Origin of the sequence: Flavobacterium galactosi, from assembly GCF_048158585.1 — a bacterium.
Taxonomy (GTDB): domain Bacteria; phylum Bacteroidota; class Bacteroidia; order Flavobacteriales; family Flavobacteriaceae; genus Flavobacterium; species Flavobacterium galactosi.
On record NZ_JBLNKV010000003.1, the window covers coordinates 316591 to 337458 of the forward strand.

General features: G+C 31.1%; 17 protein-coding genes. 6 read left to right on the forward strand and 11 right to left on the reverse strand.

Going from position 1 to position 20868, the window contains the following annotated elements; translation table 11 throughout:
* Positions 1-2 precede the first annotated feature (2 nt).
* From ACM55M_RS08125 to ACM55M_RS08145, 5 genes are read right to left on the reverse strand one after another with little or no spacing between them, the layout of a single operon-like run.
* Positions 3-1466 (reverse strand): UDP-N-acetylmuramoyl-L-alanyl-D-glutamate--2,6-diaminopimelate ligase, encoded by a 1464-nt coding sequence (locus tag ACM55M_RS08125; protein ID WP_416857048.1) that lies wholly within the window; start codon positions 1464-1466, stop codon positions 3-5.
* Positions 1463-3466: a penicillin-binding protein gene (locus ACM55M_RS08130; RefSeq protein WP_416857049.1), complete on the reverse strand. Its 2004-nt coding sequence runs from the start codon at positions 3464-3466 to the stop codon at positions 1463-1465. Before ACM55M_RS08130 ends, ACM55M_RS08125 begins: the two co-directional genes overlap by 4 nt.
* Complete coding sequence (locus tag ACM55M_RS08135; protein ID WP_416857050.1) at positions 3457-3804, reverse strand: FtsL-like putative cell division protein; 348 nt, start codon at positions 3802-3804, stop codon at positions 3457-3459. Before ACM55M_RS08135 ends, ACM55M_RS08130 begins: the two co-directional genes overlap by 10 nt.
* A 6-nt stretch (positions 3805-3810) precedes the next feature.
* Entirely contained in the window at positions 3811-4719 is a 909-nt protein-coding gene (gene rsmH, locus ACM55M_RS08140) for a 16S rRNA (cytosine(1402)-N(4))-methyltransferase RsmH (RefSeq protein WP_416857051.1), read from the reverse strand.
* Positions 4694-5167 carry a division/cell wall cluster transcriptional repressor MraZ gene (locus tag ACM55M_RS08145; RefSeq protein ID WP_416857052.1) on the reverse strand — a complete coding sequence of 158 codons (474 nt, stop codon included), beginning with the start codon at positions 5165-5167 and terminating at the stop codon, positions 4694-4696. Before ACM55M_RS08145 ends, rsmH begins: the two co-directional genes overlap by 26 nt.
* 382 nt (positions 5168-5549) lie before the next feature.
* On the opposite strand from ACM55M_RS08145, the gene ACM55M_RS08150 reads away from it, so the two are divergent.
* Both ACM55M_RS08150 and yihA read left to right on the forward strand, forming a co-directional pair.
* Positions 5550-6323, forward strand: a complete 774-nt coding sequence (locus ACM55M_RS08150) for an alpha/beta fold hydrolase (RefSeq protein WP_416857053.1) — start codon at positions 5550-5552, stop codon at positions 6321-6323.
* A gap of 30 nt (positions 6324-6353) precedes the next feature.
* On the forward strand, positions 6354-6974 hold the full coding sequence (yihA, locus tag ACM55M_RS08155; protein WP_416857054.1) for a ribosome biogenesis GTP-binding protein YihA/YsxC: 621 nt from the start codon (positions 6354-6356) through the stop codon (positions 6972-6974).
* A gap of 88 nt (positions 6975-7062) precedes the next feature.
* Here the strand turns inward: yihA and gldC are convergent, their stop codons facing one another.
* Together gldC and gldB are read right to left on the reverse strand one after the other, a co-directional pair.
* Positions 7063-7398, reverse strand: a complete 336-nt coding sequence (gldC, locus tag ACM55M_RS08160; protein WP_416857055.1) for a gliding motility protein GldC — start codon at positions 7396-7398, stop codon at positions 7063-7065.
* A complete protein-coding gene (gene gldB, locus ACM55M_RS08165) occupies positions 7398-8354 on the reverse strand; it encodes a gliding motility lipoprotein GldB (protein ID WP_416857056.1) in 957 nt (318 codons plus the stop codon). Before gldB ends, gldC begins: the two co-directional genes overlap by 1 nt.
* A 100-nt stretch (positions 8355-8454) precedes the next feature.
* On the opposite strand from gldB, the gene nadE reads away from it, so the two are divergent.
* Together nadE and ACM55M_RS08175 are read left to right on the forward strand one after the other, a co-directional pair.
* Positions 8455-9246: an NAD(+) synthase gene (gene nadE, locus ACM55M_RS08170; protein ID WP_416857057.1), complete on the forward strand. Its 792-nt coding sequence runs from the start codon at positions 8455-8457 to the stop codon at positions 9244-9246.
* 108 nt (positions 9247-9354) lie between these two features.
* On the forward strand, positions 9355-9984 hold the full coding sequence (locus ACM55M_RS08175; protein ID WP_039108911.1) for a response regulator transcription factor: 630 nt from the start codon (positions 9355-9357) through the stop codon (positions 9982-9984).
* 153 nt (positions 9985-10137) lie between these two features.
* On the opposite strand, the gene dnaG is transcribed toward ACM55M_RS08175, so the two are convergent.
* On the reverse strand, positions 10138-12120 hold the full coding sequence (gene dnaG, locus ACM55M_RS08180) for a DNA primase (protein ID WP_416857058.1): 1983 nt from the start codon (positions 12118-12120) through the stop codon (positions 10138-10140).
* A 293-nt stretch (positions 12121-12413) separates the two neighbouring features.
* Between dnaG and ACM55M_RS08185 the strand changes: the two genes are divergently transcribed.
* The gene (locus ACM55M_RS08185) at positions 12414-15977 is read left to right on the forward strand and encodes a PAS domain S-box protein (protein WP_416857059.1); all 3564 of its coding nucleotides are present in this window, start codon (positions 12414-12416) and stop codon (positions 15975-15977) included.
* 45 nt (positions 15978-16022) lie between these two features.
* On the opposite strand, the gene ACM55M_RS08190 is transcribed toward ACM55M_RS08185, so the two are convergent.
* Positions 16023-16472: a hypothetical protein gene (locus tag ACM55M_RS08190; RefSeq protein WP_416857060.1), complete on the reverse strand. Its 450-nt coding sequence runs from the start codon at positions 16470-16472 to the stop codon at positions 16023-16025.
* Between the two features lie 685 nt (positions 16473-17157).
* Complete coding sequence (locus ACM55M_RS08195; RefSeq protein ID WP_416857061.1) at positions 17158-17925, reverse strand: response regulator transcription factor; 768 nt, start codon at positions 17923-17925, stop codon at positions 17158-17160.
* A 480-nt stretch (positions 17926-18405) separates the two neighbouring features.
* On the opposite strand from ACM55M_RS08195, the gene ACM55M_RS08200 reads away from it, so the two are divergent.
* Positions 18406-19479, forward strand: a complete 1074-nt coding sequence (locus tag ACM55M_RS08200; RefSeq protein WP_416857062.1) for an ATP-binding response regulator — start codon at positions 18406-18408, stop codon at positions 19477-19479.
* Positions 19480-19692: 213 nt separating this feature from the next.
* Here ACM55M_RS08200 and ACM55M_RS08205 read toward each other — a convergent pair whose 3' ends face one another.
* The gene (locus ACM55M_RS08205; RefSeq protein ID WP_416857063.1) at positions 19693-20670 is read right to left on the reverse strand and encodes a polyprenyl synthetase family protein; all 978 of its coding nucleotides are present in this window, start codon (positions 20668-20670) and stop codon (positions 19693-19695) included.
* Positions 20671-20868: the final 198 nt, after the last annotated feature.

Genomic DNA, 20868 nt, shown 5'->3' on the forward strand with positions numbered 1-20868 from the left:
TTCTATTTATGAAGTTGATCTAATATTTCTTTAACTATTTTCATGTCGTCAAAATCATGACGAACGCCATTTATTTCCTGATACGTCTCATGCCCTTTTCCAGCAATTAAAATAATATCATTTGGCTGAGCCAATTGGCAAGCAGTTTTTATAGCCTGCTTTCTATCTGTTATAGTCAATGTTTTTTTATAATTTTGAGGTGCAACTCCTTGCTCCATTTCAGTAATAATAACTTCCGGGTCTTCATTTCTTGGATTATCCGAAGTAAAAATTGCTTTGTCGCTCAAATCAGACGCAATTCCAGCCATAATTGGACGTTTAGTCTTGTCTCTATTACCACCACAACCTACAACTGTAATCAATTGTTCGTTTTTAGTACGAATGTCATTGATTGTTTTTAGCACATTTTCTAATGCATCCGGTGTATGCGCATAATCTACAATCGCTGTAATATTTGAAGCCGAAACAATAAATTGAAAACGTCCCGAAACACTTTCTAAATCGGATAATAATCGAAGCACTTCCAGACTTTCCATCCCTAATTCAACCGCAGTTCCATAAATAGCCAATAAATTATAAGCATTAAATGTTCCTATTAGTTTTACCCAAACTTCCTCTCCATTTATTTTCAACAACAAACCTGACAATTGATTTTCAAGAATTTGCGCTTTATAATCAGCATAAGTTTTTAAAGCATAAGTCAATTTTTTAGCTGCAGTATTCTGCAACATGACTTGCCCATTTTTATCATCAATATTGGACAATGCAAATGCAGTTTTAGGTAAATTATCGAAAAACGATTTTTTTACATCTCTGTATTCTGCAAATGTTGGATGGTAATCCAAATGGTCGTGAGACAAATTGGTAAAAATACCGCCAACAAAATGCAATGCTTCTGTTCGTTTTTGATGAATTCCATGAGAACTCACTTCCATAAAACAATATTCAACACCGTTCTTCACCATTTCTTTTAGATAGTGGTTTATTGTAATTGAATCCGGAGTGGTGTGAGTCGCTTTATATTCGACATCGTCAACTAAAATTTTTACTGTGGAAAGTAATCCAACTTTAAAACCTGCTTTTTTAAATAATTGGTATAACAAAGAAGCAATCGTTGTTTTTCCGTTTGTTCCTGTGATTCCAACTAATTTCAAGTTTTGAGAAGGATCTCCAAAATAATTTGCAGCCATAAATGCTAAGGCTGAATTGGTGTTTTTTACCTGAACATAGGTAATTCCTATTACAATATTCTCCGGAAACATATCGCATATAACGGCTACAGCTCCTTGCTGAATTGCTTTTTCTATATAATCATGACCATCTGAAATGGAACCACGAATAGCGACAAAAACATCATTGACCTCGATTTTTCTAGAATCGAAATCCATTTTGTTTATAGCAATATCCGTCGAACCTTTTACGGCTTCGATAGCTACTTTATACAATATGTCTTTTAAGATTTTCACGATAATTCTAATAAGATTGTTGTGTTTCTAACTATATTTTGTCCAGCCTGAAGCGATTGTTTTTTCACTTTTCCAACTCCAATAGCTTTTACTTTTACACCTAAATTTTCTAATAAGGCTACAGCATCCATTCCTGACATTCCTTTCACGTTAGGTATTAATTGTTCTTTCTTTTGTGACTTAACAAAATACGAATCGTAATTACGCTCTTGCTTTTGTATTTTTCTGTCTAAGTTTTTTATCTCATTTGTTGAAGGCGCATCGGTAAAAATCTTTTGCGCAATACGTTTGAAAACTGGACCTGCCACATCAGCACCATAATAATTATTTAACGCTGTACTTGGTTTATGTACTACAACTATACAGGAGTATTTAGGATGATCTGCCGGAAAATAACCAACAAATGAAGAAGCATAATATTTACCTGAACCACCATCTTTTGCATAATTCACTTGGGCTGTCCCTGTTTTTCCCGCCATGGAAAAATCTTTAGAATAAAGCTTAGAGCCGGTACCCTTTTTAACCACATTCAATAAGATAGCCTTCAATTTCAAAATAGTTTCTTGCGAACATATTTTAGGATTCAAAACTTCTTTATCGTATTTTTTAATTGTTCTGTTCCATTCTTTAATTTCAGAAACAAACTGGGGTTTAACCATTTCTCCATTATTAGCAACAGCATTATAAAAAGCTAATGTTTGCATTGGCGTAATAGAAACTCCATATCCAAAAGCCATCCAAGGAAGTGAAATATTTGACCAGTGTTTATCACTTGGCTGTGGAACATAGGGACGACCTTCTCCTTTAATCGAAAGTCCCAGAGGTCTGTTTAGTCCAAAATTATTGAGGTGATTTACAAATTTTGAAGGCTCATTTTTATAACTATTATAAACGGCCTGAACCATTACAGTATTCGACGAAAGTTCAAAACCTCTTGCTAAAGAAATTTTCCCATAACCGCCTTCGTGTGAATCCCGAACTTTTCTTCCAGAATAAACAACGACCCCACCATTGCTGTCATAAACCGCACTAGTATCTACTTTTTTGTCTTCAAGAAGTGCCATTAAATCCGCTAATTTATAGGTAGAACCTGGCTCGTGAGATTCGGCTACAGCATAATTAGTTGTTTCGAAATACGTTCCGTCTGTAGCTCTTCCTAAATTCGAAATTGCTTTTACATGACCCGTACTTGTTTCCATAACCACAACGCAACCATGGTCTGCCTGATACAATTCTAATTGTTTTAGCAAAGCATGATGCGCAATATCCTGAATATAAACATCAATTGTGGATATCACATCATATCCATCCTGAGGATCAACTTCATTGATGTCACGTATTGGTTTCCATTGCCCTTTTGCGATTTTTTGCTTTAAAATTTTTCCGTCTTTACCGTTCAGGTATTTTCTAAAAGCCCATTCTATTCCCTTTCCATCGAGTGATGCACCATGCGAAGTTCTTTCGTAGCCAACAGTTCGTTCTGCAATTTTCCCTATTGGATGTTCTCTTACGGTTTCTTGTTCGATTATAATTCCACCTTTGTAAGCTCCTAATTTAAACAATGGAAAACCTTTAATTTTAAAATACTGCGTGTAACTCAAATTACGGGCAATCAAATAATATCTATTCTTGTTTGCTCTGGCTTTTCTTAATTCGTTTTGGAAAAAATTTGATGATTTTCCTAAAACTAAAGCCAATGAATCTGATAATGACTTAACATTTTTTTCGAATGCTTCTGCTTTTGGAGCAACAGCATCAAATCTAATTTCATAATTAGGAATAGAAGTCGCTAAAAGACTCCCGTCAGCAGAATAAATATTGCCTTTATTAGCAGGAATCACAAAATTCCTAACGGTTCTTTCTTTGGCTAATTTTCTATAATAATCACCCTCGACCCATTGAATATTTGTCAATTTTACAGCAATCGCAATGGCCATCAAAAAGATAGCGAATGCAACCAGATAAATTCTGTACGATATGTATTTATCTTCTACTGCCATATTTTTTTGAAAAAGCTTTTTTCTTCTTCTTTTTTAACTTTGATTTTAACTGGAGGAACTGTTGACGGAAAAATTTGTTTTTCTATCATTTTTTCAGAAACAGTAGATTCCATTTTCAATTTCATTAATTCTGAACGTCTGTCCACAAACTCAGAACGTAATTCTTTAACTTGATTTGTCAAATCGGCAATCATAAATACTTTTTGCTCAAATCGTTGTGTATTAGCAATCATAACAATCGCCAAAATAATTACAAAAACAATGAATCGCCAGTTTTTAACAGCATCATCATCTATAAGAAATCTAGCTTTTAATAAGCTGTAAACTCCGTTTTTCATAACTAATTATCTCTTTTCAGCTATTCTTAATTTAGCACTTCTTGCTCTATTATTCTCTCTTATTTCAGCATTATCCGGAACAATTAATTTACCAATAGTTTTAAATGGAACTGAAAAATTACCAAAAAAATCACGTTCTGGTTCTCCTTCGAACATCCCATTTTTTACAAATCTTTTCACCAATCTATCTTCTAAAGAATGGTACGAAATCACGCTTAATCTGCCGCCTGGATTTAATATCTCTAACGATTGCTCCAAGAATTCTTTCAAAACATCCATTTCCTGATTTACTTCAATCCGGATGGCCTGGTAGATTTGAGCCAATATTTTATTTCTAACTCTTTCAGGTAAATATCTCGCCAAAACGGCTTTCAATTCATCTGTTGTTTTGATTGGCTGCTCCTCTCTGGCTTCTATAATTGTTCTTGCCAAAGCAGGTGCATTTTTCAATTCCCCATAATCCAAAAACACTCTTTTTAAATTCGCTTCATCATATTCATTGACAACACGATACGCATTCAAATCATTTTTCTGACTCATTCTCATATCTAAGCCAGCATCAAAACGAGTAGAAAAACCTCTTTCCGGAACATCAAATTGATGTGAAGACACACCTAAATCTGCTAATATACCGTCAACACTTTTTACTCCGTAAAAACGCAAAAACCTTTTTATAAAACGGAAATTCTCATTAATAAGTGTAAATCTTTCATCTGGCAAAGCATTCGCTAATGCATCTTCGTCTTGATCAAAAGCAAATAATTTTCCGTTTGGCCCCAGTCTTTTCAAAATTTCTTTTGAATGCCCTCCACCACCAAAAGTCACATCTATATAAATGCCGTCTGGCTTAATACTTAAACCATCTACTGTTGCCTGAAGCAAAACCGGATTATGATATTCCATTGTCGTCGTCATTTATATTTCCCATTACTTCTTCTACCAAATCCGCAAAATCAACATCTTCACCATTTATTGATTTTTCGTATAAATCTTTATCCCAAATCTCAACAATATTCACAGCCGATGAAAACACAACATCCTTAGCAATACTTGCAAAAATCACTAAATCTTTAGGCACTAGTAATCGACCCAAAGCATCTATCTCAACCACTTTTACTCCTGCGGTAAACCTGCGGATAAAATCATTGTTTTTCTTTACAAATCGATTCAGTTTATTAATTTTTTGCATCATCAAATCCCACTCTTTCATAGGATACAACTCCAAACAAGGCTGAAACACGGAACGCTTCAAAACAAAACCGTTTTGAAGAGAAGAAGCCAACTGCTTTTTTAAAGGCGCCGGTAACAGCAACCTTCCTTTAGCATCAACTTTACATTCATATGTTCCAATAATTGTATCCAAGTAAAAAGTTATTAATGATGTTGAGCAAAAATATAAAAAATATTACCACAATTTACCACTAAATACCACTTTGTTGATAAGTTTAACCACTTTTAGACAAAAACCCTTAATTTTTGGACAATCAGAGGGTTAGGTTACATTTCTTTTATTTGTAAGAAAGGTAATATTATAAAAAAAGACAAGATTAAAAGAGTATGAAGCATCCTTTAAAATCAATAGGAATAAAAAGAGTATAATCATAAAATTGCGGGTAAATACACAAAAAAAGACCCCTGTTTTCATATTTGCAGTTAGAATTTAATAATTAAAAATTGTTGTAAAAATTCATTTTTATTTATTAAATCCTATATTTGTCAAAATTGAAAATCCGCATTCAAAAAAAATGGAAAAACACTATAAAAAAGAAGGTAGATACAGCTATTATGAGGCTGGTGAAGGAACTCCAATTGTCATCTTACATGGACTTATGGGAGGACTTAGCAACTTTGATGCTGTTGCCAGTTACTTTTCGACAAAGGGATATAAAATAATCATCCCAGATTTACCTATATATACTCAGAATATTTTAAAAACGAATGTAAAAAGTTTTGCAAAATACGTTAAGGATTTCATCACATTCAAAGGACTAGAAAGAGTAATACTTCTAGGAAATTCATTAGGTGGTCACATCGCTTTGTATCACACTAAAATGTATCCTGAAAAAGTATCCGGACTTGTAATAACAGGAAGCTCAGGACTCTATGAAAGCGCAATGGGTGATAGTTATCCAAAAAGAGGCGACTATGAATACATTAAGAAAAAAGCGGAAGATGTATTTTATGATCCAAAGGTAGCTACCAAAGAACTTATTGATGAAGTTTATGAATCCGTAAATGACAGAATAAAATTGATAAAAACATTGACAATTGCAAAAAGTGCTATTCGTCATAATATGGCAAAAGATTTACCAAAAATGCATGTTCAAACGTGTATTATTTGGGGGAAAAATGACAAAGTTACTCCGCCAGATGTTGCCGAAGAGTTTAATAAATTATTACCTAATTCAACTTTATATTGGATAGACAAATGTGGTCATGCTGCCATGATGGAACATCCTAATGAGTTTAATCGTTTGCTAGAGGATTGGCTAACCCATACCCATTTAGCAGTACACTAATCTTAAAGAAGAATTTTATACCTAAAAGAAATGAAAATTAATACCGCCGAATTTATAATTAGTAATTCCGATGTGGCCAAATGTCCCAAAGACTTTATGCCGGAATACGCTTTTATAGGCCGATCAAATGTTGGAAAATCCTCTTTGATAAACATGCTAACTAATCATAAAAAGCTAGCTAAAACATCAGGAAGACCAGGAAAAACGCAGTTGATTAATCATTTTTTGATCAACAGCAACTGGTTCTTAGTCGATTTACCCGGTTATGGTTATGCGAAAGTTTCTAAAAAAACGAAATCTATTTTTCAGGAATTTATAACTGATTATTTTGAAACTAGAGAACAACTAGTTTGTGCATTTGTTTTGATTGATATTCGTCATGAAGCCCAAACCATAGATATCGAATTTATGTCTTATATGGGCGAAAGCGAAATCCCTTTTTGTATTGTTTTTACCAAAGCTGACAAAATCAGTAAAGTAAAAATCGACTCTCATATTGCGGCTTACAAAAAGAAAATGTTTGCTAATAACTGGGCGGAGATGCCTCACTATTTTGTCACTTCAGCAACTGAATCTACTGGAAAAGAGGAGTTATTAAGTTATATTGACGAAGTGAATCAAGAAGTTTTCAAAAACAACAGTCAGTTTTAGAAAATACTCTCCGTCATATTTTAAAAATAAAAAATCCCAAAACTTCAAAAAGCAGTTTTGGGTTTTTTCATTTTAAACAATGCCTAATTTATTTCGTTAACTCCAATTTTTCAGCAAAATAATCACAGAAATCTTTCATGGTGTCCGCCATTTTCTCATCATCAGTGGCACGTTTGAACGTTTCAGACATAGCAACCAAAGTTTGATGAAAGAAAATTTTCATTTCATCAACTGGCATATCTTTAGTCCATAAATCGATACGCATCGTTTCTTTTACTTTACTATCCCAAATGGACAACATAATAGCTTTCGCTTCTTCTTGATCTACTCCACCATCCTGTGCAGACCACATTAATTTTTCCGGAACACGGTTATCGTCTAATTCTATTAGAAACTTAATTTCTGAGGTATTTTGATTTGACATTACTTTTTAGGTTTGTATTTTGATTTCATAAATATTTCTTTCGCATCGGTTTTCAACAAATCAGCTATAGCTACTTCATTATTTTTCATATAGGACCGTACCATTTGCCAACCTATCCAGACACCGACTTGTCCTGGTGATTCATTATCAATTTCCAGATAAAATTTAGAAAACGGAGCTGGATTAATAAATCGTGGTATCAACTTTTGATCATCACTATAGAGCATTTCTTTTTCGATAAAATAACGCCACATATAACTTTCATTTTCTTCACACCATTTTATTTGTTCAGGAATATATCCCATTTTTTCCGCATCAGTATAATTTGGCAAAAGTAAGTCTTTTAAATATAATTGTTTGCCAAAATAAATCATTTGACTAAGCATATTTTTATCTGTAACAGGAACAATTTTACGTAATGAGAAACTCGAAACTACATCTGGCATGATTTGTCTTTGCTCAAAATTTTGCTTAATATAATTTGGAAATTGATAAAATTTATGATTTTTCCCCAAATATAATTCGAGTGAAATAATGACTAGACTATCTGCATAAATAACCTTGTTCTTATAATCCATTTCAGAGATTATAGTTATAACTTTTGGTGTTTTCGTTTGAGGAAAATAATATTTAATGTGTTTAAAAAGCGATTCCAATTCCACTTTTTCAGGTTCAAAATCAGCATATTTTTTTTGAACTTCTGTATATAATTCCCTCCAGATGGGATCCTGCATTTTATTTAACCAAACACTATTGTCATTTCCTACAGGGAAAAAGAAAGGAAATTCTTTTTTTACCTCGTCCAAATCTTTGGGGGAAGTTTCAAAAAATATTTTATCAAAGCGGGCTACTTTCACTTCTAAAGGAATTGCTGAAACGGTATTTTCGATCTTATTTTTTTTCTCGCAGGATAAGAAAAAGAGACAAAAGACTACAAAAAATAGATTTTTTTTCATATTTATTAATTAAATTTGTGTCCTAAGAATTTAAGGAAACGAATGCGCAACTAATTTAGTTTGCAAATATACATTCCTGCTTTTTAAAACGTAAACTATTATGACTAAAAAAAGTACAATCCAAGTTGAAAAAGTGAATACTCATATAGTAAATTGGTTAAAAACTTATGCAGAAAATGCAAAAGTTAACGGATTTGTCATCGGGATTTCAGGAGGAGTAGATTCAGCAGTCACTTCTACATTATGCGCACAAACCGGATTACAAGTTTTATGTGTTGAAATGCCAATCCATCAGCCGCATAGCCATGTAACTCGTGGACGTGAACATATCGACCAATTAAAAAATAGATTCCCAAATGTAACAAGTGTTGAAGCTGATTTAACGTATGTTTTTGAAAGTTTCAAAAAAATAGTTCCGGAGAATGTTGATAGCCATAAGCTCCACTTATCCCAAGCCAATACGCGAGCCCGTTTACGAATGACCACATTGTATTATTTCGCTGGAATTTATGGATTATTAGTTGCAGGAACAGGAAATAAAGTAGAAGATTTTGGTGTTGGATTTTACACTAAATACGGTGATGGCGGAGTAGATTTGAGTCCTATTGCTGATTTATTGAAATCTGAAGTTTATAGTTTGGGAGCGTATTTAGAAGTCCCCGATTCTATTTTAAAAGCATCTCCATCTGATGGATTATTTGGTGATGAAAGAACAGATGAAGATCAGTTGGGAGCCAGTTATGATGAGCTAGAATGGGCAATGAATGAGGATGAAGCAGGAAAATCAGCAACTAATTTTACTGGCAGAGAAAAGGTAGTTTTTGAAATTTACAAACGATTAAATACTGCCAACAAACACAAAATGAATGCAATACCGGTTTGTTTGATATAAAAACTCTAAAAAAAATCATATTTTATATTGGTTTTCAATTAATTACAGAATTTTTTTATTAAATTTACTATCCAAAAGATAAACAACACTTAAATAAAATTAAATACCATGATTAAAGTATGTTTAGCCGACAATTATCCCGTAGTGCATTTTGGAGTAAAATCTTACTTTAAAGACCATGCTGAGATATCAATAGTTGCCAATGTTGGTAATTTTTTGATGGTACGAGATATACTGCTTACCAAAGAGATTGATGTATTAATATTGGATTTGGAATTAGAGGGGCTTTCAAGCATTTTCGAAGTAAAATCAGTTTTGAAGAACTTCCCAAAAACAAAAATTATTATATTCAGTGGTCTTTCTGAACAAATTTATGCACCTAATGCTATAAAAGCTGGAGTTTCAGGGTTTATTCACAAAAAAGAAAAACTTGAAACTTTAGGAATTTCAATTATCAAAGTACATCAAGGAAAGATAATTATTAACGAAACCGTTAAGAAAAACCTAGCATTAATTGCAAAACAAAGTAAGAGCGAACGATTGTATCGAAAGCTTTCTAACCGTGAGGTAGAAGTATTACGCTATTTAAGTGATGGAAAAAAGAATCATGAAATAGCCGAAATTCTAAAACTCAACGAAAAAACAATTAGTACTTACAAATTAAGATTACTAACCAAACTAAATGTTACCAATTTAGTAGATTTAGTAAACAAAGCAAAAACATTAGAAATTGTTTAGTACTATCTAAACAGATTACTCTTTCTAATTTTTTTGAAAAAGAATGGATTACATATTATAATCCATAATCACAGACATGAGCTCTGTATTATCGGAATTTACTTCTGATAATACAGAGTTTTTTAATTCATAAACACATGGAGTAAAATCATTTTAATGATATCGCACCACAACTCTTCCTAGTTTTTTTGAAAATTTCCCTCTTAACTCAATATAATTCATCACTAAAGACAGTGACTCCATATTATCAGAATCGGGATCATTGGAGACAGAATTTTTTAATTCTTCTATAATTTCACTAAGCAGAAACCATCTTAAAGTAAGTAATGTATCCGAAACATCCTGATTTAACATTTCCTCTTTGGTTTTAGGAAAAATATTTTGACCTACCCAATTATGCAATACATTTTTCTCCTCCTCCATAATGATATTAGTCACTTCATCGGGAATAGCGGACTGAAAATGATTTATATATTTTTCAAGTCCAGAATCCTCATTTTGTAAATAATAATCGATTAAATCTTTATAAATTTCTCTAAATATAGGACTTGCAAATTCTACTTCGTCATCTTGCAAACTCAAATATATTTTCTGAAAAACTTTTAATTCCTTAATTTCAACGACATCTATAATTTCTCCTTCACTATTGGACTTTAATAAAACTTCTTCAAAATTTTCAGTTTTATTCCCATACAGCAAAAGGATTTCAATTATTTTACGTTCAAATCGATACAGGGAATCTACTTTATCCGTCTCGACTGTATCTTCATTTTTAATATAGTCAAAAGCATTCTGCAATTGCTCCTGTTTTTGTTTTTTCCCAACTTCAACAACATCTTTTTGAACTAATTGCGCTAAAGTACTTAGTAAAACTTGTTCCGAAATATCCATGATTCGGGAACATTCCTGAATATAAATTTCTCGTTGTATTCTGTCTGGAATTTTCGAAATACTCACTACCATATCCCGGATTAAATCCGCTTTTTTTATGGGATCATTCTTGGCGTCATTCATCAAAAGCGATGCTTTGAACTGAATGAAATCTTTAGCATTATTTTCGAGATATAAAACTAAATCATCATAGGATGTTTTTTTGGCAAAACTATCCGGATCCTCTCCATCAGGAAAAGTACACACTTTCACATTCATCCCTTCCTCAAGAATTAAATCGATTCCTCGAATAGAAGCACGAAGTCCCGCTGCATCTCCATCAAAAAGAACGGTAATATTCTTTGTCAATCTATTTATTAAACGGATTTGGTCTGGTGTCAAAGCTGTTCCAGAAGAAGCAACCACATTTTCAATCCCAGCCTGATTGAACTGAATTACATCCGTATATCCTTCTACCAAATAACAATTATTCAGCTTAGCGATTGATTGTTTGGCTTGAAAAATACCATACAGAACTTTACTTTTATGGTAAATATCACTCTCTGGAGAATTCAGGTATTTTGCCGCTTTTTTATCATTAGTAAGAATACGACCTCCAAAACCGAGTACTCTTCCTGACATACTTTGTATCGGGAACATTACACGACTTTTAAAACGGTCAAACGGTCTGTCTTCTCTAGCAATTGTCAATCCTGTACTTTCGAGGAATTCTAATTTATATCCTTTTCCTAATGCTTCTTTTGTAAAAGCATCCCAGGTTTCAGGAGAATAACCCAATCCAAATTTCTTAATAGTCTCATTGGTAAAACCTCTTTCTTTAAAATAAGAATAGCCAATAGCCTTTCCTTCTTCAGAGTTTAAAAGTGTATTATGAAAATAGGTTTTCGCAAATTCCGAAACTAAATACATACTTTCCCGAACATCAGTATTGGCTTTCTCATCATCTGTTTGTTCCGTTTCTTCGATTTCGATATTGTATTTTTTAGCTAAATAACGAATGGCTTCCGGATAGGTAAATTTTTCGTGTTCCATCAAAAAAGCCACAGAGTTGCCCCCTTTTCCGGAGCTGAAATCTTTCCAAATACCTTTGGCAGGGGAAACCATGAACGATGGAGAACGCTCTTCAGAAAAAGGGCTTAATCCCTTGAAGTTACTTCCTGCGCGTTTCAACTGTACATAATCACCAATAACCTCCTCAACACGAGCAGTTTCGAAAACAGTATCTATAGTGGCTTTTGAAATCAATTTATTTATTTTTTAAGTCCAAAGTTACAACGTTTAGTTTTACTAATTATCGGAAGTTTCAATAAAATTAACTGTAATAATACAACTGAATCATTCCGTTCGATAATTTAAAAAAACAGATTTACTAATTTGTAAATAACGAAACATTCTCTTCTTGCAGAAGAATTTATCTAAAAGAATTCTTTAATTTTTACAAACTTTTATTTATGGTAAAATAAGCGTTATTTTGTATTTGATAGCCCCAATCAAAATGCCAATTTATTGCCGTATAATCAATTACTTAAAAAAAACCTATGCCATTATTACAGAATAAAAAAAAATTAAGAAAATTATTTGATAACATAGATTTTCTACAAGATTTCAATAACATTCTATTATTTGTTTCGGAAATATGCCAAGTTCCATATTCTTTTATTTCATTTAATGATGTGGTTGGACAAACTGTTAAAGCAAAAATAGGTGTGACTTTCACAACCGTACCACATAATATAGTAGCGTTTAATGAGACGATTATTCGTGAAAATAAAATCACTATAGTTTCAGGCTTTAATAAAAATATTTGTAATCCATCCGACAATTTAAATTCATTAGAAACCCATTTAGATTTTTTTGCAGGACTTCCTATTTGCATCAATGAGAATTTAGTGATCGGAACTTTTTGCATAATGGATTCGAAACCTAAAAAACTCTCTCCAATACAATTAAAGACCCTAGACCATGCTGTATTACAAATTCAGTCTTTGTTGAAATTGCATATTCAAAATGAAGAGTTACACCATAAAATTAAAGAAAAAAAAACTCAATTTCAATCTTTTATAGATAATTCAAAAGAAATTTTATATGAACTTAACCTTTACGGAATATTCACTTATGCATCTAAAAACTTAATTAGTTTTCTTGGTCATCAAGCTGATGAAATTATTGGGAAAAGCATTTCTTTATTTATACATCCTGAAGATATGGAAATGTGCATAAATCATTTGAATAATGTATTAGAAACCGGAAAAAGTGATAACGAAATTGCTTACCGAATTTCACATAAAAACGGACATTATCTATGGCATTCTTCCAATTTGAAATTATTGATAAAAGAGGGCGAAAAAATTTATGTGGGCAATTGTAGAGACATAACTGAATATGTTGAAGCACAACAAAAAATTGAAGTACAAAAAGAATTTTACGAAAAAATATTAGACAGTCTCCCAACAGATGTTGCGGTTTTTGACAGTAATCATAGATATACTTATTTAAATCCAGCTGCTATTAAAAATGACCAACTACGAAAATTCATTATAGGAAAAAACGATTTTCAATATGCTAAACATACTGGTAGAGATGATGCATTTGCGAAAAGCAGACGTATCAATTTTTTTCAAGCTTTAGAATCCAGGAGTACAATTGAATGGGAAGATACTATTGAACGGCTGGATGGTCAAAGAACGTATCACACCAGAAAATTCACTCCTGTTTTTGGTAACGATGGAGCCTTAGAAATGATGGTAGGTTTTGGTGTTGACATCACTGAAAGTAAGAGGATTCAAGAAGAAATAGTCAAAAGCAGACAACTAACAAAAAGTATTATTCAAAATGTGGGTGTTGGAATTTTAGTTCAGGGACCACAATCCGAAATACTAGAAAACAACAAAGCCGCTTGTGAAATGTTAGGTCTCACCGAGGACCAATTACTTGGTAAAACCTGTTTTGACCCTCAGTGGAAAGTGATTCATCTAGATGGATTAACTTTCCTATCCGATGAACATCCTGTACCACAGGTGATAAAAAATTTGAAACCAATAAATAATGTTGTCATGGGCATTTATCGCCCCCTGCATAACAACCTAATTTGGCTATTGGTTAACGCTAGTCCCGTCTTTGGAGATTCAAATGAATTTCTATATGCAATATGCTCTTTCATTGAGATCACTGCACAAAAAAAAGCCGAAGATGCTTTAAAAATCAGTAATGAACGTTTTGTGTATTCCATCAAGGCAACGTCTGATGCAATTTGGGATTGGAATATGATTACTGATGAAATATTTGTTGGAGGAAGTTATTCTATTCTTTTTGGGCATCACTTTGAGAATAACATTATCAAAAGACAAGAGTACGAAAATTTTATATATCCAGAAGACAAAGTAGCCTACATTGAAAGCATGAACAAGTTCATAAATGGAGATCTTAACAGATGGTCAGAGGAATACCGTTATCTAAAATCAGATGGTACTTATGCCTTTGTAAATGACAAAGCAGTAATGATACGAAATAATGACGGTAAGGCAATCCGCATGATTGGAGCCATGAGAGATATTAGTAAAAATAAAATACTTATAGACCAATTAAAACAAAGCGAAGAACAATTTAAAGGCGCTTTTGAGAATTCTGCAGTAGGAATGGCTTTGATAAATAATGAAGGATATTTTATCGAAGTAAATGACAGACTTTGCGAAATGTTTGGCTATTCCAGTCAAGAAATGAAGTCCCTCAAATTCCTAGAAATCACCCATTATGAAGACTTGACTCTTGATTTGGATTGTAAAGAAAAATTAGACACCGGAAAGATTTCTAACTTCAGTTCAGAAAAGAGGTTCATCCATAAAAATAAATCTATCGTATGGGCACACAGGTCCGTTTCGACAGCAAAAAACAATACGACTGGAATTAATTATATAGTACAGATAATAGACATTACTGAAAGGAAAAAAATAGAAGACGAAAATAAATTATTAACCAAAGAAAATAACCAAAACAGAACCATTCAGCTTGATGAAGCCCGAAACATGTACCGTCTTCTAGCAGACAATACGGTTGACTTGGTTTGTTTGCATAATCTGGACACTACTTTCCAATATGTTTCACCCTCAATACAAAAACTTTTAGATTACGCTCCTGAAGAACTGTTAGGAAAATCACCCCTAAATTTAGCCCATCCAGAAGACTTAAAACGCCTTCAAGATAATTTTAATCGTTTAATTTCTAAAAAAGACGATGAGAGTATAATTACTAGGTTCAAAGCAAGAAACGGAAATTATATTTGGCTTGAAACAAAAGTAAATTCAATTGAAAAAGAGGGAAATATAACTGGTTTTCAGTCAAGTTCTCGAGATATAACAATTCGAAAAAAGGAAGAAGAGGCTATTAAAAAAGCACTATTAAAAGAACGAGAATTAAACGAACTACGCATAAACTTGGTCTCTACTATTTCTCACGAATTCAGAACCCCAATGACTACCATAAGAACGAGTGCTGAATTAATTTCTATGTACTTAGAAAACCAGAATTTAGAAAATGGAGATCGTTTACAAAAACGAATTACTATTATTACAGAAGAAATCGACCGAATCGTTGAATTAATGAATGCAGTATTAACAATTTCAAAAGAAGATTCTCGAAAAACAAACTTTAATCCTACCAAATTCGATTTAAAACAAATTTGTCTTGAAATAATTGACACCTACTATCTCGATGAAATGAACAATCCAAAGGTTACAACAAGCTTTTCTGGTGATCTTTTCTCTGTTATTGCTGATAAAAAATTAATGGAGTATTCTATTTTTAATATATTAAATAATGCATTTAAATATTCTAAAGGCATGGAAAACATTAATCTAAATCTTTTTACAATTGATGGCATTATTGTACTTGAAATTATTGATTTTGGAATTGGTATACCACATCACGACCAACACAAACTGTTTAACACCTTTTTCAGAGCGAGTAATACCGAAGGTTTTCAAGGTACTGGATTAGGACTTTATATAGCAAAAACGTTTGTCGAGAAAAACTCAGGCACCATCCAATTAGAAAGTAAGCTAAGAAAAGGAACTAAAATAACAATGCGTTTTCCACTACATAATTAAGTTATACTGGAATTCAATAAAACAAACTATATCCTATTATCGATTTTAACAATTAAATTCTGTTTCTAGTTTGATTGGATTTTCCTTACTATCAATCATAAACTTAGAAATAAAAATTATGGCAAAAGAAAGATTTTTTTTAGAAATTAAGATTTCTTTAAAACCATACTTTCCTATATTTATAATAATTTTATAAGAATCTTTTTTTATACGACAAACTACAATTAGAGAAATTGTAATAAAGAATAATTTCAAAAAATAAAAAATAGAATTCATAGGAGATGAAATCAATTTATAGGATAAAATTAAAAAAACTAACAACATAATATTAGTATTAAAATCTCTATTTTTTACCAGTCTGACACTTGAAATTTGATTCAAATAAAAACTTAATTTTTCATTTTTAAAAACAACTTTTGATTCTGAAATTATAAAAAGAGGATTTTCCTCTAAAATTTTTTCGCCTTCAGTTGTAGATGTAAAATTTCTATTCATGTTTCGCTAATCGAATTAAATTTAAAAATTCTTACCAAAACAGCTTACATCTACTAAATTATAATTTATTGCCCCCAATAAACATCTAAGCAAGCTGCTAGGTAAGAAGAACCCAAATCATTCTGTAAAAATATATCATCAATTTATATTTAATTCTTTTTTAGCTTATAGCTTTAAAAAAAATACTAATACTTTATATTTTATGAGAAATTTATTCCGTTAGAAATATTCTTTAACAAGAAACCAATTTAAAAATTTCTGAAACAAAGGATTTAGAGGCAATCCTTCTTTTAAAAACAAATATTTAATAGACAAATAGAAATAATCGAAATTAATCCGATCCCAACAATAAACAATGCAACTATGTGTAAATCATTTTCTAATAATGCCTTCTTACTATCTAACAATAATTCATTTAATTCATCCCAAACAGATTCAGAGGGTCTAATTCTCATTATTTTATTTTCCTTTTTAAACATTTTTATTAATTCTAAAGAAAAATAGGTTATCTATTTAGATTTAATATATTTTTATTAATAATTTAAAAAAATAAACTTATAATTTAAAACAATAAAAAAAACACTCTTTTAAAAGTGCTTGTCTCTATTCATTTTATAGATTAAAAAAATTAATTTTAATAAGGGATGATTATTGAAGTAAATATTCACAGTAGGTAAAAAAAAGATTAATTTTCATTTTGGATTAATTTTATATAATCCCTAGGAGTAACATTAAGATACAATTTGAAGCTTGTAGAAAAATAAGAAAACGAACTAAATCCGGTTTGATCAACAAGGTATTGAATGTTTTTTTCTCCTAAATGAATAAGTTCAACCGCATAATCTAATTTAAACTCTCTAATATATTGACTGGCATTTTTATTTGTAAGTTTCCTGACTCTTTTATCTAATGTTGATTTACTTATAAAAAGCTGACTAGACAATTCGTTCATGTCAATCTTTATTTTTAGGTGCTTTACAAGAATTTCATTTAATGAGGTCAAGAAATCTTTTTCGGATAATTTAATGGTAACTTTTGAAAACGGATCAGGAGTGTGTTTTTTTTCTATACTTTTTTTAAGTTCAATTACATTTTTAATTTTATATATCAATTCCTTTACGTTAAATGGCTTCATTATAAAATCATTGACTCCATTTTCTAACTGTTTAAATTTTATGTCATCATCCATATTTGCAGTAATTACAATAAATGGAACCGTTTTGAATTTAATGTTTTTTCTAATTTTTAAAAATAATTCTCCTCCACCCATAATTGGCATCATTAAATCACTTATAATTACATCCGGTATATTTTTTTCTAAATACTTTAGACCTTCAGCTCCATCTTTTAGCCAATTCACCTCGAAATCACTCAGAATCAATAACTCCAAAATAGCGCTTCCTAAAGCCAAATCATCTTCAATTAAAACTATTTTTAATTTGTACTTTTCCATTTTACTAAATTAACAATTTCTATTTTAATCAAACCTCTTTTATTTTAAACTATCCGTAATTAAACAAGTATACTATTTTAATTTAAATACTTTTATAAAGTATTCTAAGTACAATTGTCAAATTAAATAAAAACCATTTAACATGTTTATAAAAGACAAACTCTTTTATAACGTAGCGCTATAAACAACGAAAAATTATTTACTGGTAATTTATTATTCATATTGAAGTTACCCAAAATAATACATTGCACTATTTGGTATAAGCTATAAAATGGATGGATGCTATATTCTCAAGATCGAAAAAGATTCTATAGATTATTACAAGGAAATAAGCCATTTTAACAGCTCCTGTACAGATCCAAAAACGCTAATTGAGTTCAGGTCTATTTTTAGCAATTACAAAAAATTTATAGATTTTTTTGAGCAGAAAAATCTAACCATAAACTTGATAAACCTCTATAATAAAAACATTTTTTCTATATGAACAAAAATAAAATTCTCTTAGTCGATGATGAATTAAATTTAAGAGAAACTATAAAGGAACTCCTTACTTATCAAAATTATGAGGTCAAAACTGCTTCTAACGGTCAAGAAGCATTAAATTTGTTAGAATACTGGATACCAGACTTAATTATATGTGATATAATGATGCCGGTGATGGATGGCAACACTCTGCATGAAATAATTAAAGAAACCGAATCTTTAAATTCAATACCTTTTATTTTTTTGACTGCCAAAAAAGAAACTGATCTGATGATGAAATGCCTTCTGGATGGCGTTGACGGCTTTATATCCAAACCATTTAAAATAAAAGAAATAATAACAATAATACAAACCAAAATAGAACGTTTTGAAAAAATAAAGAATGTTCAAAATAATTTATACATAGGCAAAAAAAAATATTTTGTACATGAAATTAATACGCCTCTCAATGGAATTCTAGCATCAATTGACCTTCTAATAGAGGACCAAGAAACTCTAGACAAAAAAGAAATTTTAGAATTTTATAAATCAATTAAAACATCTGGAGAACGATTGAATAGAACCATGCAAAACCTAATTCTTTATGAAAATATAAAAAACAATAGGATTGATTTTAACGATATTTCAAGCTCAGAAATATTAAAAACATTCATTGATACAAAAACAAATATTTTTCAAATTTATAAAAATAAAGAAAAAAGAATCCGTTTTGAAGTCGAAGAAGCACGAATAAAAATAAGTAACAAAAACTTGTCATTTATACTTTTTGAATTAATCGATAATGCATTGAAGTTTTCTCCAGATAACAAAGTCATAATCATATCCGGCAAACGGGTTAATGATGAATATTATGAATTAATCATAAGAGATTTTGGAATTGGATTTAGCGAACAAGAATTAAAAAAAATAGGAGTTACTCAACAATTCAATAGAGAAGCAAGAGAACAACAAGGATTAGGCCTCGGTCTTTTTTTAAGTAAAAATATTATTGAAAAATCAAATGGAGTTTTTACAATTATTTCAAATAAAATTGAAGGTACAAGCATAAAAATATTTTTTCCTAATGTATAGGCCTTACATTTTTAACTAAACTAGTATCTAAAAATTAACAGGCGTTAATAGCTAAGCGGATTACTTTCATTTCTTGATTGCAGCTTCAAATATTAGATTCCTGATAGTAATAAAATACTTCTACTAGCTATACGAGATGGATTGCAAAAGGTTGCATGAAGATTAAAAAAAATAAAAGTGAGATTCATCCTTTATTGGAATGACAAAACAAGTCTATTTTTTTCTTTCAATAACATAATTGACCATCAAAATCAACGCGTCTTTAAACTCAGAATCTGGATAATTATCTAAAAGTAAAAGTGCCTCTTGCTGAAATTCTACCATTTTTTGCTCCGCATAAAGTAATCCATTATTATTTTTCACAAAAGCAATAACTTCTTTGACGCGTTTTTTATCTTTATTATGGTTTTTAATGGAGTTGATCAACCAACTTTTTTCTTTGGAAGTACAAGTATTCAAAACATGAATAAGAGGTAAAGTCATTTTCTGTTCTTTGATATCAATTCCTGTTGGTTTTCCAATGGCTTCATCCGTATAATCGAACAAATCATCTTTTATTTGAAAAGCCATTCCGATGAGTTCTCCAAATTTACGCATGTTCTCCACCTGAACTTCATCTTCAATAACTGATTGTGCACCAAGCGCACAACAGGCAGCAATAAGTGTTGCTGTTTTTTTTCGAATAATTTCGTAGTAAATATCTTCTGTAATATCAAGTCTTCGAGCTTTTTCGATTTGAAGTAATTCGCCTTCACTCATTTCGCGTACGGCTACAGAAATAATTCGGAGTAAATCAAAATCACCATTATCAATAGAAAGCAACAATCCTTTGGACAACAAATAATCACCAACTAAAACGGCAATTTTATTTTTCCAAAGTGCATTGATGGAGAAAAAACCTCTTCGGCGATTGCTGTCATCCACAACATCATCATGAACTAATGTAGCGGTATGAATAAGCTCAATAACACAGGCTCCGCGATAGGTTCGCTCATTTACGATCCCTCCCGAAACCATTTTGGCAGTGAGAAAAACAAACATGGGACGCATTTGCTTTCCCTTTCTGTTTACAATATAATAGGTAATTCTATTTAACAAAGCCACTTTTGAAGTCATCGATTCGTAGAACTTTTTTTCAAAAAGTTCCATTTCATTGAAAATGGGCTGTTTTATTTTTGAGGTGACATTCATTTAGATTTCAAATATACTATTTTTAAATAAAAACCTCTGTCTATTTCCTATAGTTATATGTATTTTTACTCAATTTCTATTTAAAATCAATTTGAATGCTCGTTCCGTTTTATAAGAAAAATTAATCATGATGCCAATTAAAATTTATACATTAACTACATATTATACATTTACAAAACTATAAATAGCGCTCTCATA

What these genes read in the sequence shown, in the direction of transcription:
- ACM55M_RS08150 (WP_416857053.1), top strand. Translation starts at nt 5,550, where the DNA reads ATGGAAAAACACTATAAAAAAGAAGGTAGATACAGCTATTATGAGGCT.
- ACM55M_RS08175 (WP_039108911.1), top strand. Translation starts at nt 9,355, where the DNA reads ATGATTAAAGTATGTTTAGCCGACAATTATCCCGTAGTGCATTTTGGA.
- ACM55M_RS08195 (WP_416857061.1), bottom strand. Translation starts at nt 17,925, where the DNA reads ATGGAAAAGTACAAATTAAAAATAGTTTTAATTGAAGATGATTTGGCT.
- rsmH (WP_416857051.1), bottom strand. Translation starts at nt 4,719, where the DNA reads ATGACGACGACAATGGAATATCATAATCCGGTTTTGCTTCAGGCAACA.
- yihA (WP_416857054.1), top strand. Translation starts at nt 6,354, where the DNA reads ATGAAAATTAATACCGCCGAATTTATAATTAGTAATTCCGATGTGGCC.
- ACM55M_RS08200 (WP_416857062.1), top strand. Translation starts at nt 18,406, where the DNA reads ATGAACAAAAATAAAATTCTCTTAGTCGATGATGAATTAAATTTAAGA.
- gldC (WP_416857055.1), bottom strand. Translation starts at nt 7,398, where the DNA reads ATGTCAAATCAAAATACCTCAGAAATTAAGTTTCTAATAGAATTAGAC.
- ACM55M_RS08135 (WP_416857050.1), bottom strand. Translation starts at nt 3,804, where the DNA reads ATGAAAAACGGAGTTTACAGCTTATTAAAAGCTAGATTTCTTATAGAT.
- ACM55M_RS08185 (WP_416857059.1), top strand. Translation starts at nt 12,414, where the DNA reads ATGCCATTATTACAGAATAAAAAAAAATTAAGAAAATTATTTGATAAC.
- ACM55M_RS08190 (WP_416857060.1), bottom strand. Translation starts at nt 16,472, where the DNA reads ATGAATAGAAATTTTACATCTACAACTGAAGGCGAAAAAATTTTAGAG.
- ACM55M_RS08205 (WP_416857063.1), bottom strand. Translation starts at nt 20,670, where the DNA reads ATGAATGTCACCTCAAAAATAAAACAGCCCATTTTCAATGAAATGGAA.
- gldB (WP_416857056.1), bottom strand. Translation starts at nt 8,354, where the DNA reads ATGAAAAAAAATCTATTTTTTGTAGTCTTTTGTCTCTTTTTCTTATCC.
- ACM55M_RS08130 (WP_416857049.1), bottom strand. Translation starts at nt 3,466, where the DNA reads ATGGCAGTAGAAGATAAATACATATCGTACAGAATTTATCTGGTTGCA.
- nadE (WP_416857057.1), top strand. Translation starts at nt 8,455, where the DNA reads ATGACTAAAAAAAGTACAATCCAAGTTGAAAAAGTGAATACTCATATA.